The following is an 18,358-nucleotide window of genomic DNA, read 5'->3' on the forward strand; positions in this document are numbered from 1 at the left end:
ACGGCTTCACCTTTTGTTATCGTTTAGATATACCAGTTGATGATGTTCTCCAACCATTCTTGCCGGCCGCTTTTGATTTCGGGCTCACCTTGTTCGATGGCGTATTGGCGCAGGTCTTCCAGCGATAATTTACCCCCTTCAAATTCTTTCCCCTTGCCGCTGTCGAAGCTTGCGTAGCGCTCCTGCCTGAATTTTTTGTACCCGGAATGTTGAAGAATTTTATCCGCCGCAATCAAGGCTCTGGCAAACGTGTCCATGCCGCCGATGTGCGCAAAAAACAAGTCTTCCACGTCGGTCGAATTTCTTCTGATTTTCGCGTCGAAGTTGACGCCCCCGCCCTGCAGGCCACCGGCTTCCAAAAACACCAGCATGGCTTCGGTGAGTTCGTTCAGGTTGTTTGGGAATTGATCGGTGTCCCAACCGTTTTGGTAATCGCCCCGGTTCGCGTCCACACTTCCCAACACACCGTTGTCCGCCGCCGCTTGCAGTTCGTGTTGAAACGTGTGACCGGCAAGGGTTGCGTGGTTGACTTCGATGTTGATCTTGAAATCACCAAGCAGATCATACTGCCGAAGGAAGCCCACCACGGTTTCCACGTCGTAATCGTATTGGTGCTTGCTGGGTTCGGCAGGCTTGGGTTCAATGAAGAAAGTGCCCTTGAAGCCTTGCTTTCGGGCGTAGTCTTTCGCGGTGTGAAGAAACCTCGCGAAGTGTTCTTTCTCCCGCCTCATGTCGGTGTTCAAAAGCGTCATGTAGCCTTCTCTCCCGCCCCAAAAAACATAAGCCTCGCCGCCCAAGGCAATCGTTGCATCCAGCGCCGCTTTTACTTGCGCCGCACCGTGCGAGAGCACGTGAAAATCAGGGTTGGTGGACGCGCCGTTCATGTAGCGCTTGTGCGAAAACAGGTTGGCCGTGCCCCACAAGAGCTTTACGCCGGTTTCGGCTTGTTTTTGTTTTAAGTAATCCGTTACGGCTTGCAGGCGTTTATCGTTGTCGTTGATGTCGTCGGTATAATCCACAACGTCTACATCGTGAAAGCAGTAATAGGGCAAGCTCATTTTGGTGATGAATTCAAAAGCCGCATCGGCTTTGGCGTACGCTCTTTCAAGCGGGTCGCCGGACGCATCCCAGGGAAAGATGTGCGTGGGGCCGCCGAAAGGATCGGTGCCGGCCGCGTTAAACGAATGCCAGTAAGCACAGGCAAATTTGAAATGTTCTTTCAGCGTTTTGCCCGCCACCACTTTGTTCTCGTCGTACCAGCGAAAGGCAAAGGGATTGTCGCTTTCAACACCCTCGTATCTCACCTGCGGAATATTCTTGAAGTACTGTTTGGTTTCTGTTGCTGCTACCATGATGATTGATTTATCGGTTACACGTTTATTGAATGAATTTCCCTGGTTGTTTTCACTTGCGCTTCCAGCAGGCTTTTCCAGTCTTCGTAAAGCGATTGGTGCGGCGAATTTCGAGAAGGCGTAATCGTTTTCAACGGCTTGCGGCTTGCGAAGGCATCTTCAGGATTTGAATAGAAACCAATGCCCACACCCGCACCCAAAGCCGCACCGATGCTGCCATCGGTTTGGTAAAGTTCTACCGAAACTTCCGTTGCATCAACAAAGGATTGTGCAAACACGCCGCTTAAAAAAAGATTGGCTTTGCCCGCACGAATAATGGTCGGGTTCATGCCGTTTTCCCGCATGATGTCAAGGCCGTAACGAAACGCAAAAGCAATGCCTTCCTGTGCGGCGCGAACGAGATGTCCTGTGCCGTGCACGTTAAAGTCGAGATTGTGAAAATGCGCACCAACGGTTTTGTTGTTCAACATGCGTTCGGCGCCGTTGCCAAAGGGAAGCATGAACAAACCGTTAGAGCCGGCCGCAATTTTTTGCGCTTCGGTATTGAGGCTTTCGTATGAATGATTTGCACCGATCATGGCCCGCATCCAGCGGTTAAAAATGCCGCAACCGTTGATGCACAACAACACGCCGGTTCTCGTTTTGCCGCTTTCATAATTAACGTGTGCAAACGAATTGATGCGGGATTGTTTATCGTAATTCAAACCATCGCTCACACCGTAAATAACACCGGATGTTCCGGCAGTGGCGGCCACTTCGCCGGGATTTAAAACATTCAGGGAAAAAGCGTTGTTTGGCTGGTCGCCGGCTTTGTACGCAACGGGAATATTGGGCGTTAAGGACAAGCGTTCTGCTACGCTTTCCTTTAGGTTGCCGTGTGAAGAAAACAGCGGTTGAAGAGTAGGAATGAGCAACGCATTAAAGCCGAAATAATCCATCACATCTTGCGACAAATCGTTCCGCTGAAAATCCCAAAAGATGCCTTCAGACAAAGCCGAAACCGTTGTTGTTGTTTCGCCGGTCAGTTTCATCGCAATGAAATCACCGGGTAATAAAATTTTATGGATGTGGCTGTAAATCTCCGGTTCGTGTTCTTTTACCCACGCAAGTTTTGACGCGGTAAAATTTCCGGGTGAATTAAGCAAGTGTGATAAACATTTTTCCTCGCCAATGGCGTCAAAGGCTTTGTTGCCGATTTCCACCGCACGGCCATCGCACCAGATGATGGCATTGCGCAAAACATTTTGGTCTTTGTCAACCAACACAAGCCCGTGCATTTGATACGCAATGCCAATGGCTTTAACCTCCTTCGGATTGTAAGTGCCTGTTGCGTTGCATTTTAAAATTGCCTGGCAAGCATAGTCCCACCACAGTTCCGGGCTTTGTTCGGCCCAGCCGGTTTGCGGCGCAAGAATGTCGGCTTCCGTTTCAGGGTAGTGTGACGACGCAATGCATTGCCCGGTTGCGCCGTCAACAACGGAAACCTTTACCGACGATGTACCCAAATCAATTCCCAAGAATAACATGCTTCAAATTGTGTTGTCTGCCGACCAATTTTACAAAGGTCAAAGCAGAACGATGACAAAAATTTTTAAGCAAGGAAAGAGAGGACAAGAATAAACGCTCTCTCGTGCTTCGTTTCGGTTCAATCATTTGTCGTCTTTGAATGCCTGCAACAAACTGATGTAAGCCGCGTTGTTATAAAACAGGTTCGAAACAACGGCAAAACCAACCGGTACCGTAGCGGCTCCTTTTAAGCCAGTGGCGGTAGCCGCCAGAGGCGTCACAGGCATAACCGGTATTGGCGCAGACGAGTCATTTTTTTTCAAAACGCAATGATGCTAATGAAAATAACGGCGAGAAAACGAACCCCGTATCGCTTCATGCTTTTCGTGATGGTGATAAAATGAGTTGTCCGAAAATTTGTTTTGGAAAACAGGAAGGATGAATTTTCATCCTTCCTGTTGGCTGCTATTGTGAGAAACGAACATGATTAATACCCAGGATTTTGATAGGCTGCTTTTTCATCGGCACTTGCTTGCATCGCATCAATCTGCCCTTGCGGAATTGGGCGCAAATAATGATGGCTGTCAATGCTGCGACTTACGGTAACCGGCGTGTGATCTCCCGCAGTACTGCCGCAAATTTGGTAGGTAGAAGCGAAGGCCGTCCATCTTTGTGTACGTATCAAATCATACCAGCGGTATCCCTCGCCAAAATATTCCCGTGAACGTTCTGCCAGAATATAATCTATATCAACAGTAGCCGGTGTTGCCGCAATCATTGCTGCACTGTTGTCCTGAATCTTAGCAACGTTGCCGTTGTTGTCAAAACGCCACTTTCCAGCCCGTGCCCGAATTATATTGATTAAACCTCTTGCCGTTCCGTCATTGGCGTATGTTCCTGTTACCGCGGTTGTCGTTGCTCCTTTCACAGCCGCTTCCGCAGCAATAAAGAATAACTCCGAAAATTTGGCAATATTGAAAGGACGTGTGAGGCCGGCATTCGGATAACCCAATCCCGTACCGTTGTCGGTACGGTATGTACCCAACTTCCAAAGACCAGGATATACCAGCCTGCTAATACCGTTGGGCGATACAACCCAATCGGCTCGTCCGGGCAATGTTCCTGCCCCTACATTACTGTTGCCTGCACCGCTTGGGTATGTGATTGGCGGAACTGGCTCGTCATTCAAGAAAGTTAGAATAGCACTACCCGGCGTGACCGGTAAAAAATTGGAATTGTACAAAGTACTATAAGTAGAAACCGGAGCAGAACCTTTTTGCCAGTTACCGCGGTAAACGGTTGTGAACGTGCCGTCATAACGGGAGTCATTTGTTTTGTCGGCAAACGTATTTTTAACAACGCCGATTGTGGGACACATCCGGATATACGGACGGCCGAGGTGTTGTTCCGCTTCACGCTGTACAGAACTTACGGCCGACCATGTTGTGGGTGAGCTGCTGCTTCTGATATTCGTATAGTTAAAGGTCATCATCCACACCGCATAATTGTCCTGATTGAGACTGTTAGGACCGTTTCCATCGTAGATGTTGCCACCCGTATAGGTTGAATTTTCCGTATGATCAGCCCACAACATGATTTCTTTGTTACGATCATTCGTGGCCAGGTTTACATCATAGTAAGTCGGCTGTAAGGCATAATTCGTTCCGGCATTGGTAATACCCGCCACTGCTAAATTGTAAGCCTGTTGATAATAATATTGGGGATTCTTTCCTGCAGGGTCTGTGCGGTTAGCCACAGCAGGATAGGTAGGAATATTGTTAGGGTTTTCCAGCCACCATCCGTAAGTCAGATAAGCTTTGGCTAAAAACAAGCGGGCAACCGTTTTGGTAACACCGCCAACTACACGAGGTGCGTCCGGCAGATCATTAACCGCTGCCGTCAGATCAGGAAAGATGGCTTTTGTATAAACTTCAGGTACTGTATTTCTCTTTGACGTTCTAACAGCCGACGTATTAAATTTAAGTTCTCCCGAACCCAGGTCCAGCGCCACTCCACCAAAGGTTTGAACCAGTAGAAAGTAGTCAAATCCGCGGAAGAATTTGGCTTCGGCGAGCAGTGCATTGGACACACCCAGTTTTCCGCCATTTTCGATAATGCCACTGGCGGTATTGATATCCGAATAAGAAGATCCCCATATCACATCCGCACGGCTGTTACTCGAGGTTATATTTCCCTGCCCGGAAATGTCCATCACCTTAAAATTCTCGTCTGCACTTTGGGCATACGTTGCTTCATCGGTGCCTGTTTCGCAGGTGTTGTAATAATAACCCTGTCCGTATATGGTGCGTAGGTGAGCATATAAAGACGTAACACCCCCCTGCACTCCTTGTGAGGTTTGAAAGTAATCGGGTGTAAAAGTGGCGCGAGGCTGTTCGTCTAAAATCTTTTTGCATCCGCCTGAAAATATCGCGAGGAAGGCTGATGCCACTATCGTTTTTATTTGTGTGCGTTTCATGTTCGTGCTGTTTTAAAATGACAGGTTAAGGCCAAGGATATAGTTACGGGTTGACGGCGTGTTTGTACCGATTGTCAGAAAGCGCCGCGGATAACTAGTTACTGCCTGATTTTCGTTGCCGTACGAATTGGTTTCCGGATCCATGCCCGATTCGTCGTGGTATGGAGAGAACAGTACAAAAGGGTTTTGCACCGTGGCGTACATCCGCAACCTGAGATTTGAGCCTTTAAGCAGGCTATGATTGAAATCGTAGCCGAGTGTGATGGTGCGGATTTTTAGGTAGGAGGCGCTGAAGTAGCCCAAGGTGGTGCCGTATCTTGGATTGTCGCCGCTTATATTAACGCCGGGTCTTGGGTATTTGGCGTCGGTATTCTCAGGCGTCCAGTAATCGATCTTCACGTTGTTCCGGCGCCCTGTTTCCAGGTTGAGGTAGCCGTTCGAGTTGTACAGGGTACTGATAAGAATGCCGCCGCTTTTGAAAACACCCACTGTACTCAGGTCAAATCCTTTGTAAGCCACTCTTGTATTAAAGCCACCTTCAAAATTAGGATCCACGTCAATAATTTGCCTGTCGGCTGTTCCGATGGCCCGCAAGGGTTTTCCGTTGGCATCGTACCCGCCGGTGTACAACACTTTTATCATGCCTACTTTATAACCCGGTTCTAAAATGTTCATGTAATTATCCGCACTGTCCTTGGCTGTTGACCAAAGGCCGATTTTTTTATAATCGAAAATGGAATTGATGTTATGGCCTACAAACCAGGAATTACCCTCATCCCGTTGAGATCCGTCCGCAAGGGCCACCAACTTGTTCCGGTTTGCATAGATGTTGAAACCAGCTTCCCATGTCCAGCCGTTCACGTTATTGAGAATCGTTCCGTTAAGACTCAATTCGATTCCTTTGTTTTGCGTTTTTCCTACGTTCTGTACGACACTGCCTACACCCGAAGTAGGCGGTAAACTAACACTTTGCAGAATGCCTTCCGTTTTTGTAATGTAGTATTCAATGGTTCCTGTCAGCCGGTTACGAAACAGGCCAAAGTCTATACCCAGGTTCAGCGTTTTGGAATACTCCCAGCTTAGGCCAGGATTGGGTAATTGAGATACATAATAACCAATAGCATAACTAGAACCGAAATTGTACGGCCGCTGGGATAAGGCGCCGAGCGTCGAATAAACAGGCACCGCCTGGTTGGAAGTTTGACCGAAGCCTGCCCGCAACTTCAGGGCATTAAGCGGCGTGATACCTTTCATGAATGATTCGTTGGCTACGTTCCAACCAACGGAAGCAGCAGGATAGGTATGCCATTTATTTCCCGGAGCGAGCCTTGATGAAGCATCGGAGCGTACGATAGCCGTTAAGAAGTACCGGTTGTCATACGAGTAAATTACACGGCCCATGTACGACATTAAACCAGACTGCTGATAGGTTCCCTGGTTAACTGTTACGTTCGTGGCAAGTGCTGATCCCAGGTTATAAAATTGAAACGCTTCATTTGGAATATCGGTGGCGGACAAAGACGAGCCATTTACCTTAGTTTGCTCAGCGGAGTAAAGGCCTAGTACGCTGATATTGCTCTTACCAAAAGAACGGTCATACGATAATATGTTCTCAATCGTCCAGTGGTAGGTTTGCGTATTGCTGATGCTGGCGCTCGACACTGCCGTCGGATTGGTATTCACGACGCCAGCACCCGTAAAACCGCCGTTGTTGCTTTGAATAAAATCTCCACCTACGTTCAACCGGTATTTCAAACCTTTTACCCAAGGAACGCTTACTTCACCATACAGGGAGTTATACGTTGCAAAGCCTCTTGTTTGGTTTAGCCAAGTGCCCGCATCATTCAAACTATCGATCCTGTCTTTTGTAAGCACGTATGCCTGATCCGGTCCCGAGAACGCTGTTGTTTTCAATACACCGTTCGGGTTATACAGGTTAATTAAAGGAGACGAACTCAGATTACCGTATAAACCTATCTGGTTGCCCTCGCTCAGGTTATAATTGCTGTTTGACGTGAAGCCGAAGCGGAAATAATCACCAACCTGTTGGTCAACGGAACCCTTGATAGAGTAACGGGTGTATTTCTGTGACGGGATAAGGCCTTGGTTCTGATAATATCCCAGTCCGAAGGTATAACTGCCTTGCTGGCTGCCGCCTACCATGCTAACGCTATGGTCTGTGACGAGACCATTCCGGAAAAGCAGGTCCTGCCAGTCTGTGTTTATGTTATCGCTCTCGTCTAAGCTGTTTGGATATAAGTTGTTTGCTGCTTTACGCAAGGCCGCAAACTCCGGCCCGTTCATCATGGGGTATTTGGCAAACAGGGTTTGTAAACCCGTGTATGCGTTATACGATATCCTGGGCTTTTGTCCTCTCTGGCCCCTGTTGGTCGTCACTAAAATAACACCGTTGGCTCCCCTGGAGCCGTAAATGGCGGTGGCCGAAGCATCCTTCAAGATGTCCACGCTCTTGATGTCATTTGGATTGATGTCGCCAATTGACCCGATAAAGGGTATACCGTCAAGAACGACCAGCGGATCGTTGCTGCCCGTTAGCGAACGATCGCCGCGGATGCGGATTTGCATCGTGGCACCGGGCCGGGTGGATGTTTGTGAAATGTCAACACCTGCAATACGTCCTTGCAAGGCTTGCGAAATGTTGGGCGTGGGTACGTCCCGCAGCTTCTCGCCCCCAATAGAAGCAACAGAACCCGTAACGGCTTCTTTTTTCTGGGTGCCGTAACCAATTACCACCACTTGTTCCAGATCGGTACTCGTAGCAGTTAACGTGACGTTGTGGTTGGCTTGGTTTGCAATTGAAATTTCTTTAGTAGGATAGCCTACAGAAGAAACCTCCAAGGTCCCGTTAACGGGAGCCACGATCTGGTATTCCCCGTTGGCGTTGGTGGAGGTTCCCGTCGTTGTACCTTTTACGACAACAGAAGCACCCACGACAGGCTGCGCCTTTTCGTCAACGATGCGGCCGCGCACAGTAATGGTTCTCTGTGCCAGCGCTGTAAAAACAAAGAATAACGAGAAGAGTAAAAGCAAACCGGTTGCTTTTACGTTTCCGAAAATCAGCGTGTATCGGTGCGCCGGTTTTGGAGGGTTTTGTGTAACCGAAATTTTCATAAATAAATTTTTAGCTCTTTAAATAAAACGGTCAACAGAGAAAACTTTCAACGGGGCGGAAAGAGGTAGAAGCGAAAGCAGATGGAAGCTATGGACGGGAATTATTTGCAAGGCAGAAAGGCGAAGGCTTCTCAGCCGCTGCTTCCCAATTCATTTTTGGTGACGCGGAAAAAGTGCAATAAAAAGGGCCGAAAAACAGGCCGTAAAAACAACGAGCACCTTGTAGCAGCGCAAGGCAGCGGGTTTTGAAAATTTAGCAGCATGATTCGTTAGTTTATTTCACAAAAGCAAGTTGAGAAAGCGCAATCCGGCAACTAATGTAAAAACATTTTCAATTCATGCAACCGATTGCATAGAATTTTTTTTTTTGCGACAATCCTTTAGCTTTACTCATCACACGTAAACGATTGTATGGCGAACGATAAAGAAGTCACCATCTACGACATTGCCAAAAAGCTCAACATCTCACCCGCCACCGTGAGCCGTGGCTTGCAAGACCACCCTGCCATCAGCAAGAAAACGAAGAAGAAGATCATCGAAGCCGTTGACAAACTCGGATACCGTACCAATCATTTTGCCCGCAACCTTCGCCAGCAGGAAACAAAAACCATCGGCGTGATGGTGCACGAATTGAACTCCAATTTCATTACTTCGGTATTAGCAGGCATTGAGAAAGTAACCACGGAAGCCGGGTATGATTTAATCATTGCACACTCGTCGGAGAGTATGAAAAAAGAAGCGGCCAATGCCAAAAACCTTTTTCACAAACGCGTAGATGGCCTGATCGCTTCGTTGTCGTTTGACACTACGAACCTGGATCATTTTGCACCCTTTAAAAGCAAAAACGTTCCATTGGTTTTCTTTGACCGTGTAGAGCAGGACGGGCACAACACGGTTGTCATCATTGACAACGCCAAGTGCGGCTACGAGGCCACCAGCCACCTGATTGAGCAGGGCTGCAAACGCATTGCGCACATCACGTCGAGCTTGCAGCGAAACGTTTACTCGCAACGTTTTAAAGGATACAAAGATGCCTTGTTTGACCACGAGCTGCCTTTTGACAAAAAGCTGCTCATTGTGGCTGATTTAAGCGAAGCCGCAGCCGTAGCATCGGCTGATAAGATACTGGCAATGAAGCCGCGGCCCGATGGTCTCTTTATTACGAATGATTTTGTGGCCGCCGTGGTCATGCGCACCTTAAAAGAGGCCGGCGTGAAAATACCAAAAGACATTGCCGTAGTGGGTTTTAACAACGACGCCATCGGCAAATTAATTGAGCCGCAACTGACCACTATTAATTATCCGGGTAAAGACATTGGTGAGATTGCGGCACGCCATCTTATTAATCACCTAAAAGGCCTCGGCACCTTGCAACAAACCAATACCATCATTGTGCGTTCGGATTTAATTGTGCGTAAGTCGTCGCTAAAAAAAGGCCGCTAAACTTCTTTTGTTCTTGCTGTATGAAACCGCTTTTACTTTTTCTTTTCTTCATGCAAGCGATTGCACTAAAAGCCGAGGACGGCTACCGGCTCTGGCTGCGTTACGACAAGATTGACGACGCGGCATTGCTGCAACAATACAGAAGTCAAATTGGTTCTGTTTCTTTCGAAAACACATCACCTACGTTAAGCATTGCGAAAAAGGAATTGCTCACCGGTCTTGAAGGTTTGCTGAACAAAAAAATTACCGGAGGGAAATCAATCAACAACAGAATCGTTGTTTTGTTGAAGCCAAAAGAAAGTGGCGGAAAGACAACCGCTGACTACAATCCATTAGGCAAAGAAGGGTTTTCAATCCTTACAATTGACAAAACAAAAAACATCATTGTCATAACAGCCAATACGGACATTGGCTGCCTGTACGGCGTGTTTCATTTTCTTCGCTTGCTACAAACACATCAAAGCATACAAAATCTAAACATCACCAGTGTTCCAAAAATTCAAAACCGCATTTTAAATCATTGGGACAATTTGAACCGCCACGTTGAACGCGGCTACGCAGGTCTTTCTATCTTCAACTGGCACGAACTGCCCGGCTACATTGACCAACGCTACATTGATTACGCAAGAGCCAACGCATCCATCGGCATCAACGGAACAGTGCTCACAAACGTAAACGCAAACGCATTGGTTCTGACGAAAGATTATTTGCAGAAAGTAAAAGCACTCGCCGATGTGTTTCGTCCGTACGGTTTGAAAGTTTATCTCACGGCCCGTTTCAGTGCACCGATTGAAATGGGTGGGTTAAAAACAGCCGACCCGTTGAACGATTCGGTGCGCCTGTGGTGGAAAGCCAAAGCCGATGAAATCTATGCACTCATTCCCGACTTTGGCGGCTTTTTGGTAAAAGCCAACAGCGAAGGACAACCCGGCCCGCAGAATTACGGACGAACACACGCCGACGGCGCGAATATGTTGGCAGATGCGGTGGTGCCGCACGGCGGCATCGTCATGTGGCGGGCGTTCGTGTACAGCAACGAAACACCCGAAGACCGTTTCAAGCAAGCGTATAATGAATTTAAACCGCTTGATGGAAAGTTTCGAAAAAACGTGTTGCTGCAAGTCAAGAACGGTCCCATCGATTTTCAACCACGCGAACCTTTTTCGCCCTTGTTTGGTGCAATGCCGCAAACGCCGTTGATGATGGAATACCAAATTACACAAGAGTATTTCGGACAAGGAACACACCTTGTTTACGAAGCGCCGTTGTTTAAAGAAGTGCTGGATGCAGACACGTATGCGAGTGGAAAAGGTTCAACCGTGGCAAAAGTGATTGATGGCAGTTTGCAGAATTATTCTATTACCGGCATGGCCGGTGTGGCCAACATTGGCAACGAACGAAACTGGACGAACCATCCATTTGGTCAGGCCAACTGGTATGCTTTCGGAAGGCTTGCATGGAATCACGATCTTTCTTCTGCGCAAATTGCCGACGAATGGATACGGCAAACCTTCGGCAACGAGGCAAAGCTTGTGAGCACAATTAAAAACATGATGCTTGCTTCACGCGAAGCCGTAGTAAATTACATGACGCCGTTGGGCCTTGCGCACATCATGGGCACGGGCCATCATTACGGTCCGGCGCCGTGGGTGAGCAATGCGGGCAGAGCCGACTGGAACCCGGTTTATTATCACCGTGCGGACAGCTTTGGCATTGGCTTTAATCGCACCGCAACGGGCAGCAATGCGCTGGCGCAATACGCACCGGAAGTGCAAAAACAATGGAATGATTCGAACACTTGCGACGAAAAGTTTCTGCTGTGGTTTCATCACGTAAGTTGGCAGCACAAAATGAATTCGGGAAGAAACTTATGGAACGAACTCTGTGCAAAATACCAGCAAGGCGTGGACACGGTAAGATGGATGCAACAGCAATGGAGTAGCCTGAAAAACTTTGTTGACGAAGAACGGTTTAAGCAAGTGCAAATGTTTTTAACCGTCCAGGAAAAAGACGCCGAATGGTGGCGGGATGCGTGCTTGCTTTACTTTGGAACGTTTTCAAAAATGCCCTTGCCAATTAACTACGAAAAGCCCGGCCATACCCTTGATTACTACAAAAGTTTAAAGTTTCCGTTCGCGCCGGGTAATTAGTCTGAGCCACGATTTGCGTAGATGAAAAGATTTTGTAGAAATGATCCTGTGAATCGTTTAATCTCCTCAAATCATGTTTCAGAAAATTGCCGGATAGACTTACCGAATGCACAAGAGTGCGACGCAACGGAAGCCAAATGGATGTTCTGACTTCTGGCCCATAAAAACAAAGCACAAATCGAACAGTGATTCTATACGTGAAAAAAAATTCGTGTTTAAAATGAATACAGAACAAAACAAAGTAGCGATTGTTACCGGCGGTGGTTCGGGACTGGGACTGGCCATTGCAAAAAAATTTACGGAGAACGGCATCATTACCGTTATCGTTGGGCGGGACGAACAAAAGCTGAAAACAGCAAAAGAACAGTTGGGCGAGTTGTGCGAAACGATTCAATGTGATTTAAGCGATTTGCCTGCTATCCCAAAATTGGTGCAAGACGTTGTCGAGCGTTTTGGCAAGATTGACATCCTGGTGAACAACGCCGGCATCAACTTGAAAAAAGAATTTACCGAAGTAACGGATGAAGAATTTCTGCGCATCCTTCACACCAATGTGTGTTCGGTGTTTGCCATCAGTCGCGAAGCAGTAAAGCACATGAAGGAAGCGGGCAGCGGAAGTATCATCAACATCAGTTCAATGGCGGCGCAATACGGCCTGCCAAAAGTGATTGCGTACAGCGCAAGCAAAACAGCGATTGACGGCATGACAAGAGCGATGGCGGTGGAATTGTCGCCCTTTGGCATTCGCACCAACGCCATTGCGCCGGGCTTTATTTACAGCGACATGACGGCCACAGCCCTCAACAGCGATCCCGAACGAAAGGCCAAAGTTTTTTCGCGTACGCCCATGGGCAAAATGGGTCAGCCCGAAGATGTTGGCGAAGCCGCTTATTACCTTGCTACCGATGCCTCGAAATACGTAACCGGCGTGGTGCTGCCGGTGGACGGCGGCAACTCCATTGGTTTCTGAACGGTGAGTTGAAAAGATTAAAAGACGACGATGAAAAAGATTGCTTGCTTGCTGATATTGTTGGCATTTCTTCAACGAACGTTTGCGCAAAGTTTTGTTTCGGCAACGAGTGCGCCGGGCAGTTTTGTTTTGTCCGACGGTTCTGGCACGTCGACGATTTTGGTTGACAAAAACGATGATTGGCTGGTGAACAAAGCCGCACAACTTTTGCAAACAGACATTGAAAAAGTCACGGGCAAAAAGCCGGTGATTGTTGACAATCTTTCTTCATCAAAAAATGTTGTTATTGTTGGAAGCCTTCACTCAGTCTTCATTCAAAAATTAATTGCCGCAAAGGAACTCGATGTAAAAAATCTGCAAGGCAAATGGGAAGCGTTTCGGTTGCAAACAATAGACAAACCTTTTGCGGGTATTGACAAGGCGTTGGTAATTGTCGGCAGCGACAAACGAGGTACGGCTTACGGCGTGTTAGAACTTTCGAAGCAAATCGGTGTATCGCCGTGGTGGTGGTGGGCCGATGTGCCGGTGAAGAAAAAGCAAAGCGTTTTCATCAAACCGGGTATTTACAATTTTGGTTCTCCTTCGGTGAAATATCGCGGCATTTTCATCAACGACGAAGCACCGGCTTTCTCCGGCTGGACAAAAGAAAAGTTCGGCGGCGTTAATCATCTCGTTTACGAAAAAATATTCGAGCTCTTACTTCGTCTGAAAGCAAATTATTTGTGGCCGGCCATGTGGGGCAATGCGTTTAACGACGACGATACGTTGAATTCAGTTCTTGCCGACAAATGGGGCATTGTGATGGGTACGTCGCACCACGAGCCGATGCTGCGTGCGCAACAGGAATGGAAGCGCTACGGCAAAGGACCGTGGGATTATACAAAGAATGATTCAACGCTGCGGGCCTTCTGGAAAAGGGGCATCCAAAACATGGGCAAGCACGAAAGCATTGTTACCGTTGGTATGCGCGGCGATGGCGACATGCCAATGACCCAAGGAACAGCGATTGGATTGTTGGAAAAAATTGTGGCCGACCAACGAAAGATTATTGAAGACGTTACGCACAAGCCTGCATCACAAACGCCGCAAATGTGGGCCTTGTACAAAGAAGTGCAAGACTATTACGACAAAGGCATGCGTGTACCGGATGATGTAACGCTGCTGCTCTGTGACGACAACTGGGGCAACCTTCGCAAGCTGCCGAAGCTGAACGAGCCAAAACGCAGCGGCGGTTACGGCATTTATTATCATTTTGATTACGTGGGCGGCCCACGGAACTACAAGTGGATCAACACGAACAACATTGCCCGCGTGTGGGAGCAAATGCACCTGGCAAAAGAGTACGGCGTGAACCAGGTTTGGATTGTGAACGTGGGCGATTTAAAGCCGATGGAGTTTCCGATTTCTTTTTTTTTGGACTATGCGTGGGACACAAAAAAATGGAACGAAGACAACCTGCACAATTACTATACGCAATGGGCCAGCGAGCAATTCGGCGCTGCACACGCAAAAGAGATTGGCGAAATCCTTCGCAAGTATTCGCAATATGCAGCACGGAGAAAGCCGGAGTTGTTGGACGAGAAAACGTACAGTTTGGTTGATTATGATGAATGGGAAAGAGTGGTAAAAGAATGGGATGAACTGGAGCAAAGAGCAGAGGGCGTTAACAAGCAGCTTTCGCCAGAATACAAAGACGCATTCTTTGAATTGGTTCTGCATCCTGTGAAGGCTTTTGACAATTTGCACAAGATGTATTTAGACGTGGCCCTTAATCATTTGAAGGCAGAACATAACGCGGCCTCGGCAAACGATTACGCCAACCGGGTGACGCAATTGTACGAAACGGATTCATTGCTTTCCGTAGCATACAATCAAATTGCCAACGGCAAATGGAACCACATGATGGATCAGACGCACATTGGTTACACGTACTGGCAACAACCGCCCGTGAACAAGATGCCAACTGTGGTAACGTTTCCTGAATCGAGTTTGGATCACAAAACGCAACGAGCGCAATGGATGATTGACTCTATTTCCAAAATATTGAGAAATTCTATTGACAAGATTGCTCAACGACAAAATAAAAAGAATGCATCTTTTACGGAAGAAAATAACGTTGTCTCAATCAAAGCCATACATTTTACAAAATCAATTAACTCATCAAGTATCAAATGGAAAGCTATTCCCGACATCGGGAAAGACGGTTCGGGTATCTCAACCTTTCCAGTGACGGCATCAACACAATTAAGTTCTTCCAGACCGCACATCGAATATGATTTCTACTGCATTAACAAAGGCAAAGCAAATCTCAACCTTTACTTCTCTCCCACCCTCAACTTTCACAACGATTCAACCGGATTGCAATACGCTGTTTCCATTGACGACGAGAAGCCGCAAATCTTTTCGCTCAACAAAGAAGAGGCCACACCTATTTGGAGCAAATGGGTTGCCGACAACATTATCATAAAAAAATCAGAACATCATCTTTTAAAACCCGGCAAACACACGATAAAATACTGGATGATTTCACCGGGCATCGTTTTGCAAAAACTGGTGCTCGACTTTGGCGGTTTAAAACCGTCTTATCTGGGTCCGCCGGAAACGAAAAACTAAACAATCAACCTCTTTGCAACTGTTTTTTCATCACGCATAAAATTGTAAACCGCCATGAACCGATCAAACGTTAACCGGCGCCGTTTTTTGAGAGATGCCGCCACTACCGCAGCAGGAATGAGCCTGCTTTCCGGATTTTCTGAAAAGGCATTTGCTTCCGAAAAGTTTCGCGAAGTAAATGCGGATAAAGCAGCGGAACATCGTTGGGATGAACCACGGATAAAATTCTCGGTCATCGGCATCAACCATGCGCACATTTATTCGCAGGTGGAAGCAGTGATCAGAGGCGGCGGACAATTGGTATCGCTTTATGCAAAAGAGCAGGATTTGGTGGCAGTGTTTACCAAACGATATCCGCAGGTGAAACTGGCAAAAAGTGAAGACGAAATTCTGAATGACAAAACCATACAACTCATCTTGAGTTCGGCGATTCCGATTGACCGTGCAGGCATTGGCATCAGGGCCATGCAACACGGCAAAGATTACATGGTGGACAAACCCGGCATCATTACCTTGGAACAACTGGAAGAAGTGCGCCGCGTACAAAAACAAACCGGCCGCATTTACAGCATTATGTACAGCGAACGGTTTGAAAACAAAGCCACCACCAAAGCCGGCGATTTGGTAAAGGCAGGCGCTATCGGCAAAGTCATTCAAACCGTGATCATGGCGCCGCACCGCATCAGTTTAACCACTCGTCCGGCGTGGTTCTTCGACAAGAAAAACTTTGGCGGCATTCTTACCGATATCGGCTCGCATCAATTCGATCAGTTTCTCTTTTTCACCGGCTCTGATCAAGCCGACATTCTCGCATCACAGGTAGGCAACGTGGCGCATCCGAAATACCCGGCTTTTGAAGATTTTGGTGACGTGATGCTGCGCGGCAACGGCGGCGCAGGATACATTCGAGTGGATTGGTTTACACCCGATGGATTGAACACTTGGGGCGATGGACGACTAACGATACTCGGAACCGAAGGTTACATTGAAGTGCGCAAGAACACAGATATCGCGGTACACGAAGGCGCTAACCACTTGTACCTGGTGAACAACAAGGAAACACAGTACATGAACTGCAACAACGTAGAGTTGCCTTACGGCCGGTTGTTGGTTGACGACATCATCAACCGCACCGAAACTGCTATGACGCAGAAGCACTGTTTCTATGCAACAGAGTTGGCACTCAAAGCACAAAAAGCTGCGCAGAAACTCAATTATAAAAAAGCGTAATCCTCTAAAACATTTATTATGAAAAAAGAGGAAAAAGGCAACATCAACCGCCGAGACTTTTTAAGCAGTACAACAAAAGCATCGTTGGGAACAGCGCTTGCGCTAAACTTTCCTACGATTGTTCCGGCTTCTGTTTTTGGCAAGAACGCACCGAGTAACCGCATCAACGTCGCGTCTATCGGTTGTGGTCGCATCTCTACCAGTCACGACATGACGGGTATTGCACGTTATGCCGGCGCACGCATCATGGCCGTTTGTGATTTGGATAGAAGGCGAGCCGACGCAGGACCGCAAGCGGTTCGGGATAATTACAAAAAAGCAACAAAAGAAAACGGCGGCTTGACCGGCGATTGGGACATCAAGGTTTATTACGATTACAAAGAGCTCCTGCAAAACAAAGACATTGACGCGGTGCACATCAGCACACCCGATCATCAACATGCTATTGTTGCCGTTCATGCCGTGACCGCGGGCAAAGACGTGTACCTGCAAAAGCCTGCATCACTTACCATCGAAGAAGGAAGAATTTTAAGCAACGCAGTGAAGAAGACCGGCCGCATTTTGCAAATGGGGTCGCAACAAAAATCAATTGATCCCTGGCCACAGTTCAAGCGAACTTGCGAACTGGTGCGTAACGGTCGCATTGGAAAATTGCAAACCATTGAAGTGGGGTTGCCCGGCGATCCCGGTGGCGGCAATCCGCAACGCATGGACGTCCCCTCCTACTTCCATTACGACGCGTGGTTGGGCGCAACGCCTGAAGTTTATTACACGGAAGACAGAGTGCATTCATTGGACACATCGCCGAAAGGCATTGGCAGCCGGCCGGGTTGGTTGCGTTGTGAACAATTTGGCGCAGGCATGATCACCGGCTGGGGTGCGCATCACATCGATACGGCGCATTGGGCCATGGGCACGGAATACAGTGGCCCGATTGAGATTTGGGGACATGCTGCTTTTCCAACTGATGATCCTTCGTACAAAGGTTTGTGGAATGTGCACGGCATCTTTCGCACCGAAGCTTTGTATGCGAACGGCGTGCACATGATCGTTTCCAACGAGTTGCCAAACGGAATAAAATTCATCGGCAGTGACGGTTGGATTTGGGTAACACGTGGTGCCTACCGAATCACCGATAGCGATCCCGTTGCCGACAAAGACGGCGTGAAGCCGATAGATGCAAGCAATCCAAAGATTTTGCAATCCATCATTGGTGCGAATGAAATTCATTTGTACGAAAGCCCCGAGCAACACATCAACTGGCTGGACTGCGTGAAGTCGCGCAAGCAACCCGTTGCGCCCATTGAAATCGGCCATCGTTCGTGCAGTGCGTGTTTGCTGCATCATATTGCTATGAAGTTGAAACGCAAGATTTATTGGGACCCGGAAAAAGAAGCGTTCAAGAACGGCGATAAAGAAGCGACGGCAATGTTGTCGCGTCCACGCCGGAAACAATATGATTTCAACGCGTAAAAAATTTTATGAA

General features: G+C 47.8%; 11 protein-coding genes. 6 read left to right on the forward strand and 5 right to left on the reverse strand.

The window, feature by feature from the left end:
• Positions 1-23: 23 nt before the first annotated feature.
• The 5 genes from xylA to FSB75_RS10690 form a co-directional block, all read right to left on the reverse strand.
• Positions 24-1,352 (reverse strand): xylose isomerase, encoded by a 1,329-nt coding sequence (gene xylA, locus FSB75_RS10675; protein WP_146786835.1) that lies wholly within the window; start codon positions 1,350-1,352, stop codon positions 24-26.
• Between the two features lie 17 nt (positions 1,353-1,369).
• The gene (locus tag FSB75_RS10680; protein WP_146786838.1) at positions 1,370-2,878 is read right to left on the reverse strand and encodes a xylulokinase; all 1,509 of its coding nucleotides are present in this window, start codon (positions 2,876-2,878) and stop codon (positions 1,370-1,372) included.
• A gap of 123 nt (positions 2,879-3,001) precedes the next feature.
• Positions 3,002-3,145, reverse strand: coding sequence for a hypothetical protein (locus tag FSB75_RS21810; protein ID WP_172623118.1), 144 nt, complete (start codon positions 3,143-3,145; stop codon positions 3,002-3,004).
• Between the two features lie 200 nt (positions 3,146-3,345).
• Positions 3,346-5,334: a RagB/SusD family nutrient uptake outer membrane protein gene (locus FSB75_RS10685; protein WP_146786841.1), complete on the reverse strand. Its 1,989-nt coding sequence runs from the start codon at positions 5,332-5,334 to the stop codon at positions 3,346-3,348.
• Between the two features lie 12 nt (positions 5,335-5,346).
• Complete coding sequence (locus FSB75_RS10690) at positions 5,347-8,466, reverse strand: SusC/RagA family TonB-linked outer membrane protein (protein WP_146786845.1); 3,120 nt, start codon at positions 8,464-8,466, stop codon at positions 5,347-5,349.
• 411 nt (positions 8,467-8,877) lie between these two features.
• Between FSB75_RS10690 and FSB75_RS10695 the strand changes: the two genes are divergently transcribed.
• The 6 genes from FSB75_RS10695 (at position 8,878) to FSB75_RS10720 (ending at position 18,345) form a co-directional block, all read left to right on the forward strand.
• A complete protein-coding gene (locus FSB75_RS10695) occupies positions 8,878-9,909 on the forward strand; it encodes a LacI family DNA-binding transcriptional regulator (RefSeq protein WP_146786848.1) in 1,032 nt (343 codons plus the stop codon).
• Between the two features lie 20 nt (positions 9,910-9,929).
• A complete protein-coding gene (locus tag FSB75_RS10700; protein WP_146786851.1) occupies positions 9,930-12,059 on the forward strand; it encodes an alpha-glucuronidase family glycosyl hydrolase in 2,130 nt (709 codons plus the stop codon).
• A 220-nt stretch (positions 12,060-12,279) separates the two neighbouring features.
• On the forward strand, positions 12,280-13,029 hold the full coding sequence (locus FSB75_RS10705) for an SDR family NAD(P)-dependent oxidoreductase (protein ID WP_146786854.1): 750 nt from the start codon (positions 12,280-12,282) through the stop codon (positions 13,027-13,029).
• A 30-nt stretch (positions 13,030-13,059) separates the two neighbouring features.
• Positions 13,060-15,642 carry a glycosyl hydrolase 115 family protein gene (locus tag FSB75_RS10710; protein ID WP_146786857.1) on the forward strand — a complete coding sequence of 861 codons (2,583 nt, stop codon included), beginning with the start codon at positions 13,060-13,062 and terminating at the stop codon, positions 15,640-15,642.
• Between the two features lie 54 nt (positions 15,643-15,696).
• Entirely contained in the window at positions 15,697-16,872 is a 1,176-nt protein-coding gene (locus tag FSB75_RS10715) for a Gfo/Idh/MocA family protein (protein ID WP_146786860.1), read from the forward strand.
• Between the two features lie 18 nt (positions 16,873-16,890).
• A complete protein-coding gene (locus tag FSB75_RS10720) occupies positions 16,891-18,345 on the forward strand; it encodes a Gfo/Idh/MocA family protein (RefSeq protein WP_146786864.1) in 1,455 nt (484 codons plus the stop codon).
• Positions 18,346-18,358: the final 13 nt, after the last annotated feature.

The organism is Flavisolibacter ginsenosidimutans, from assembly GCF_007970805.1.
Taxonomy (GTDB): domain Bacteria; phylum Bacteroidota; class Bacteroidia; order Chitinophagales; family Chitinophagaceae; genus Flavisolibacter; species Flavisolibacter ginsenosidimutans.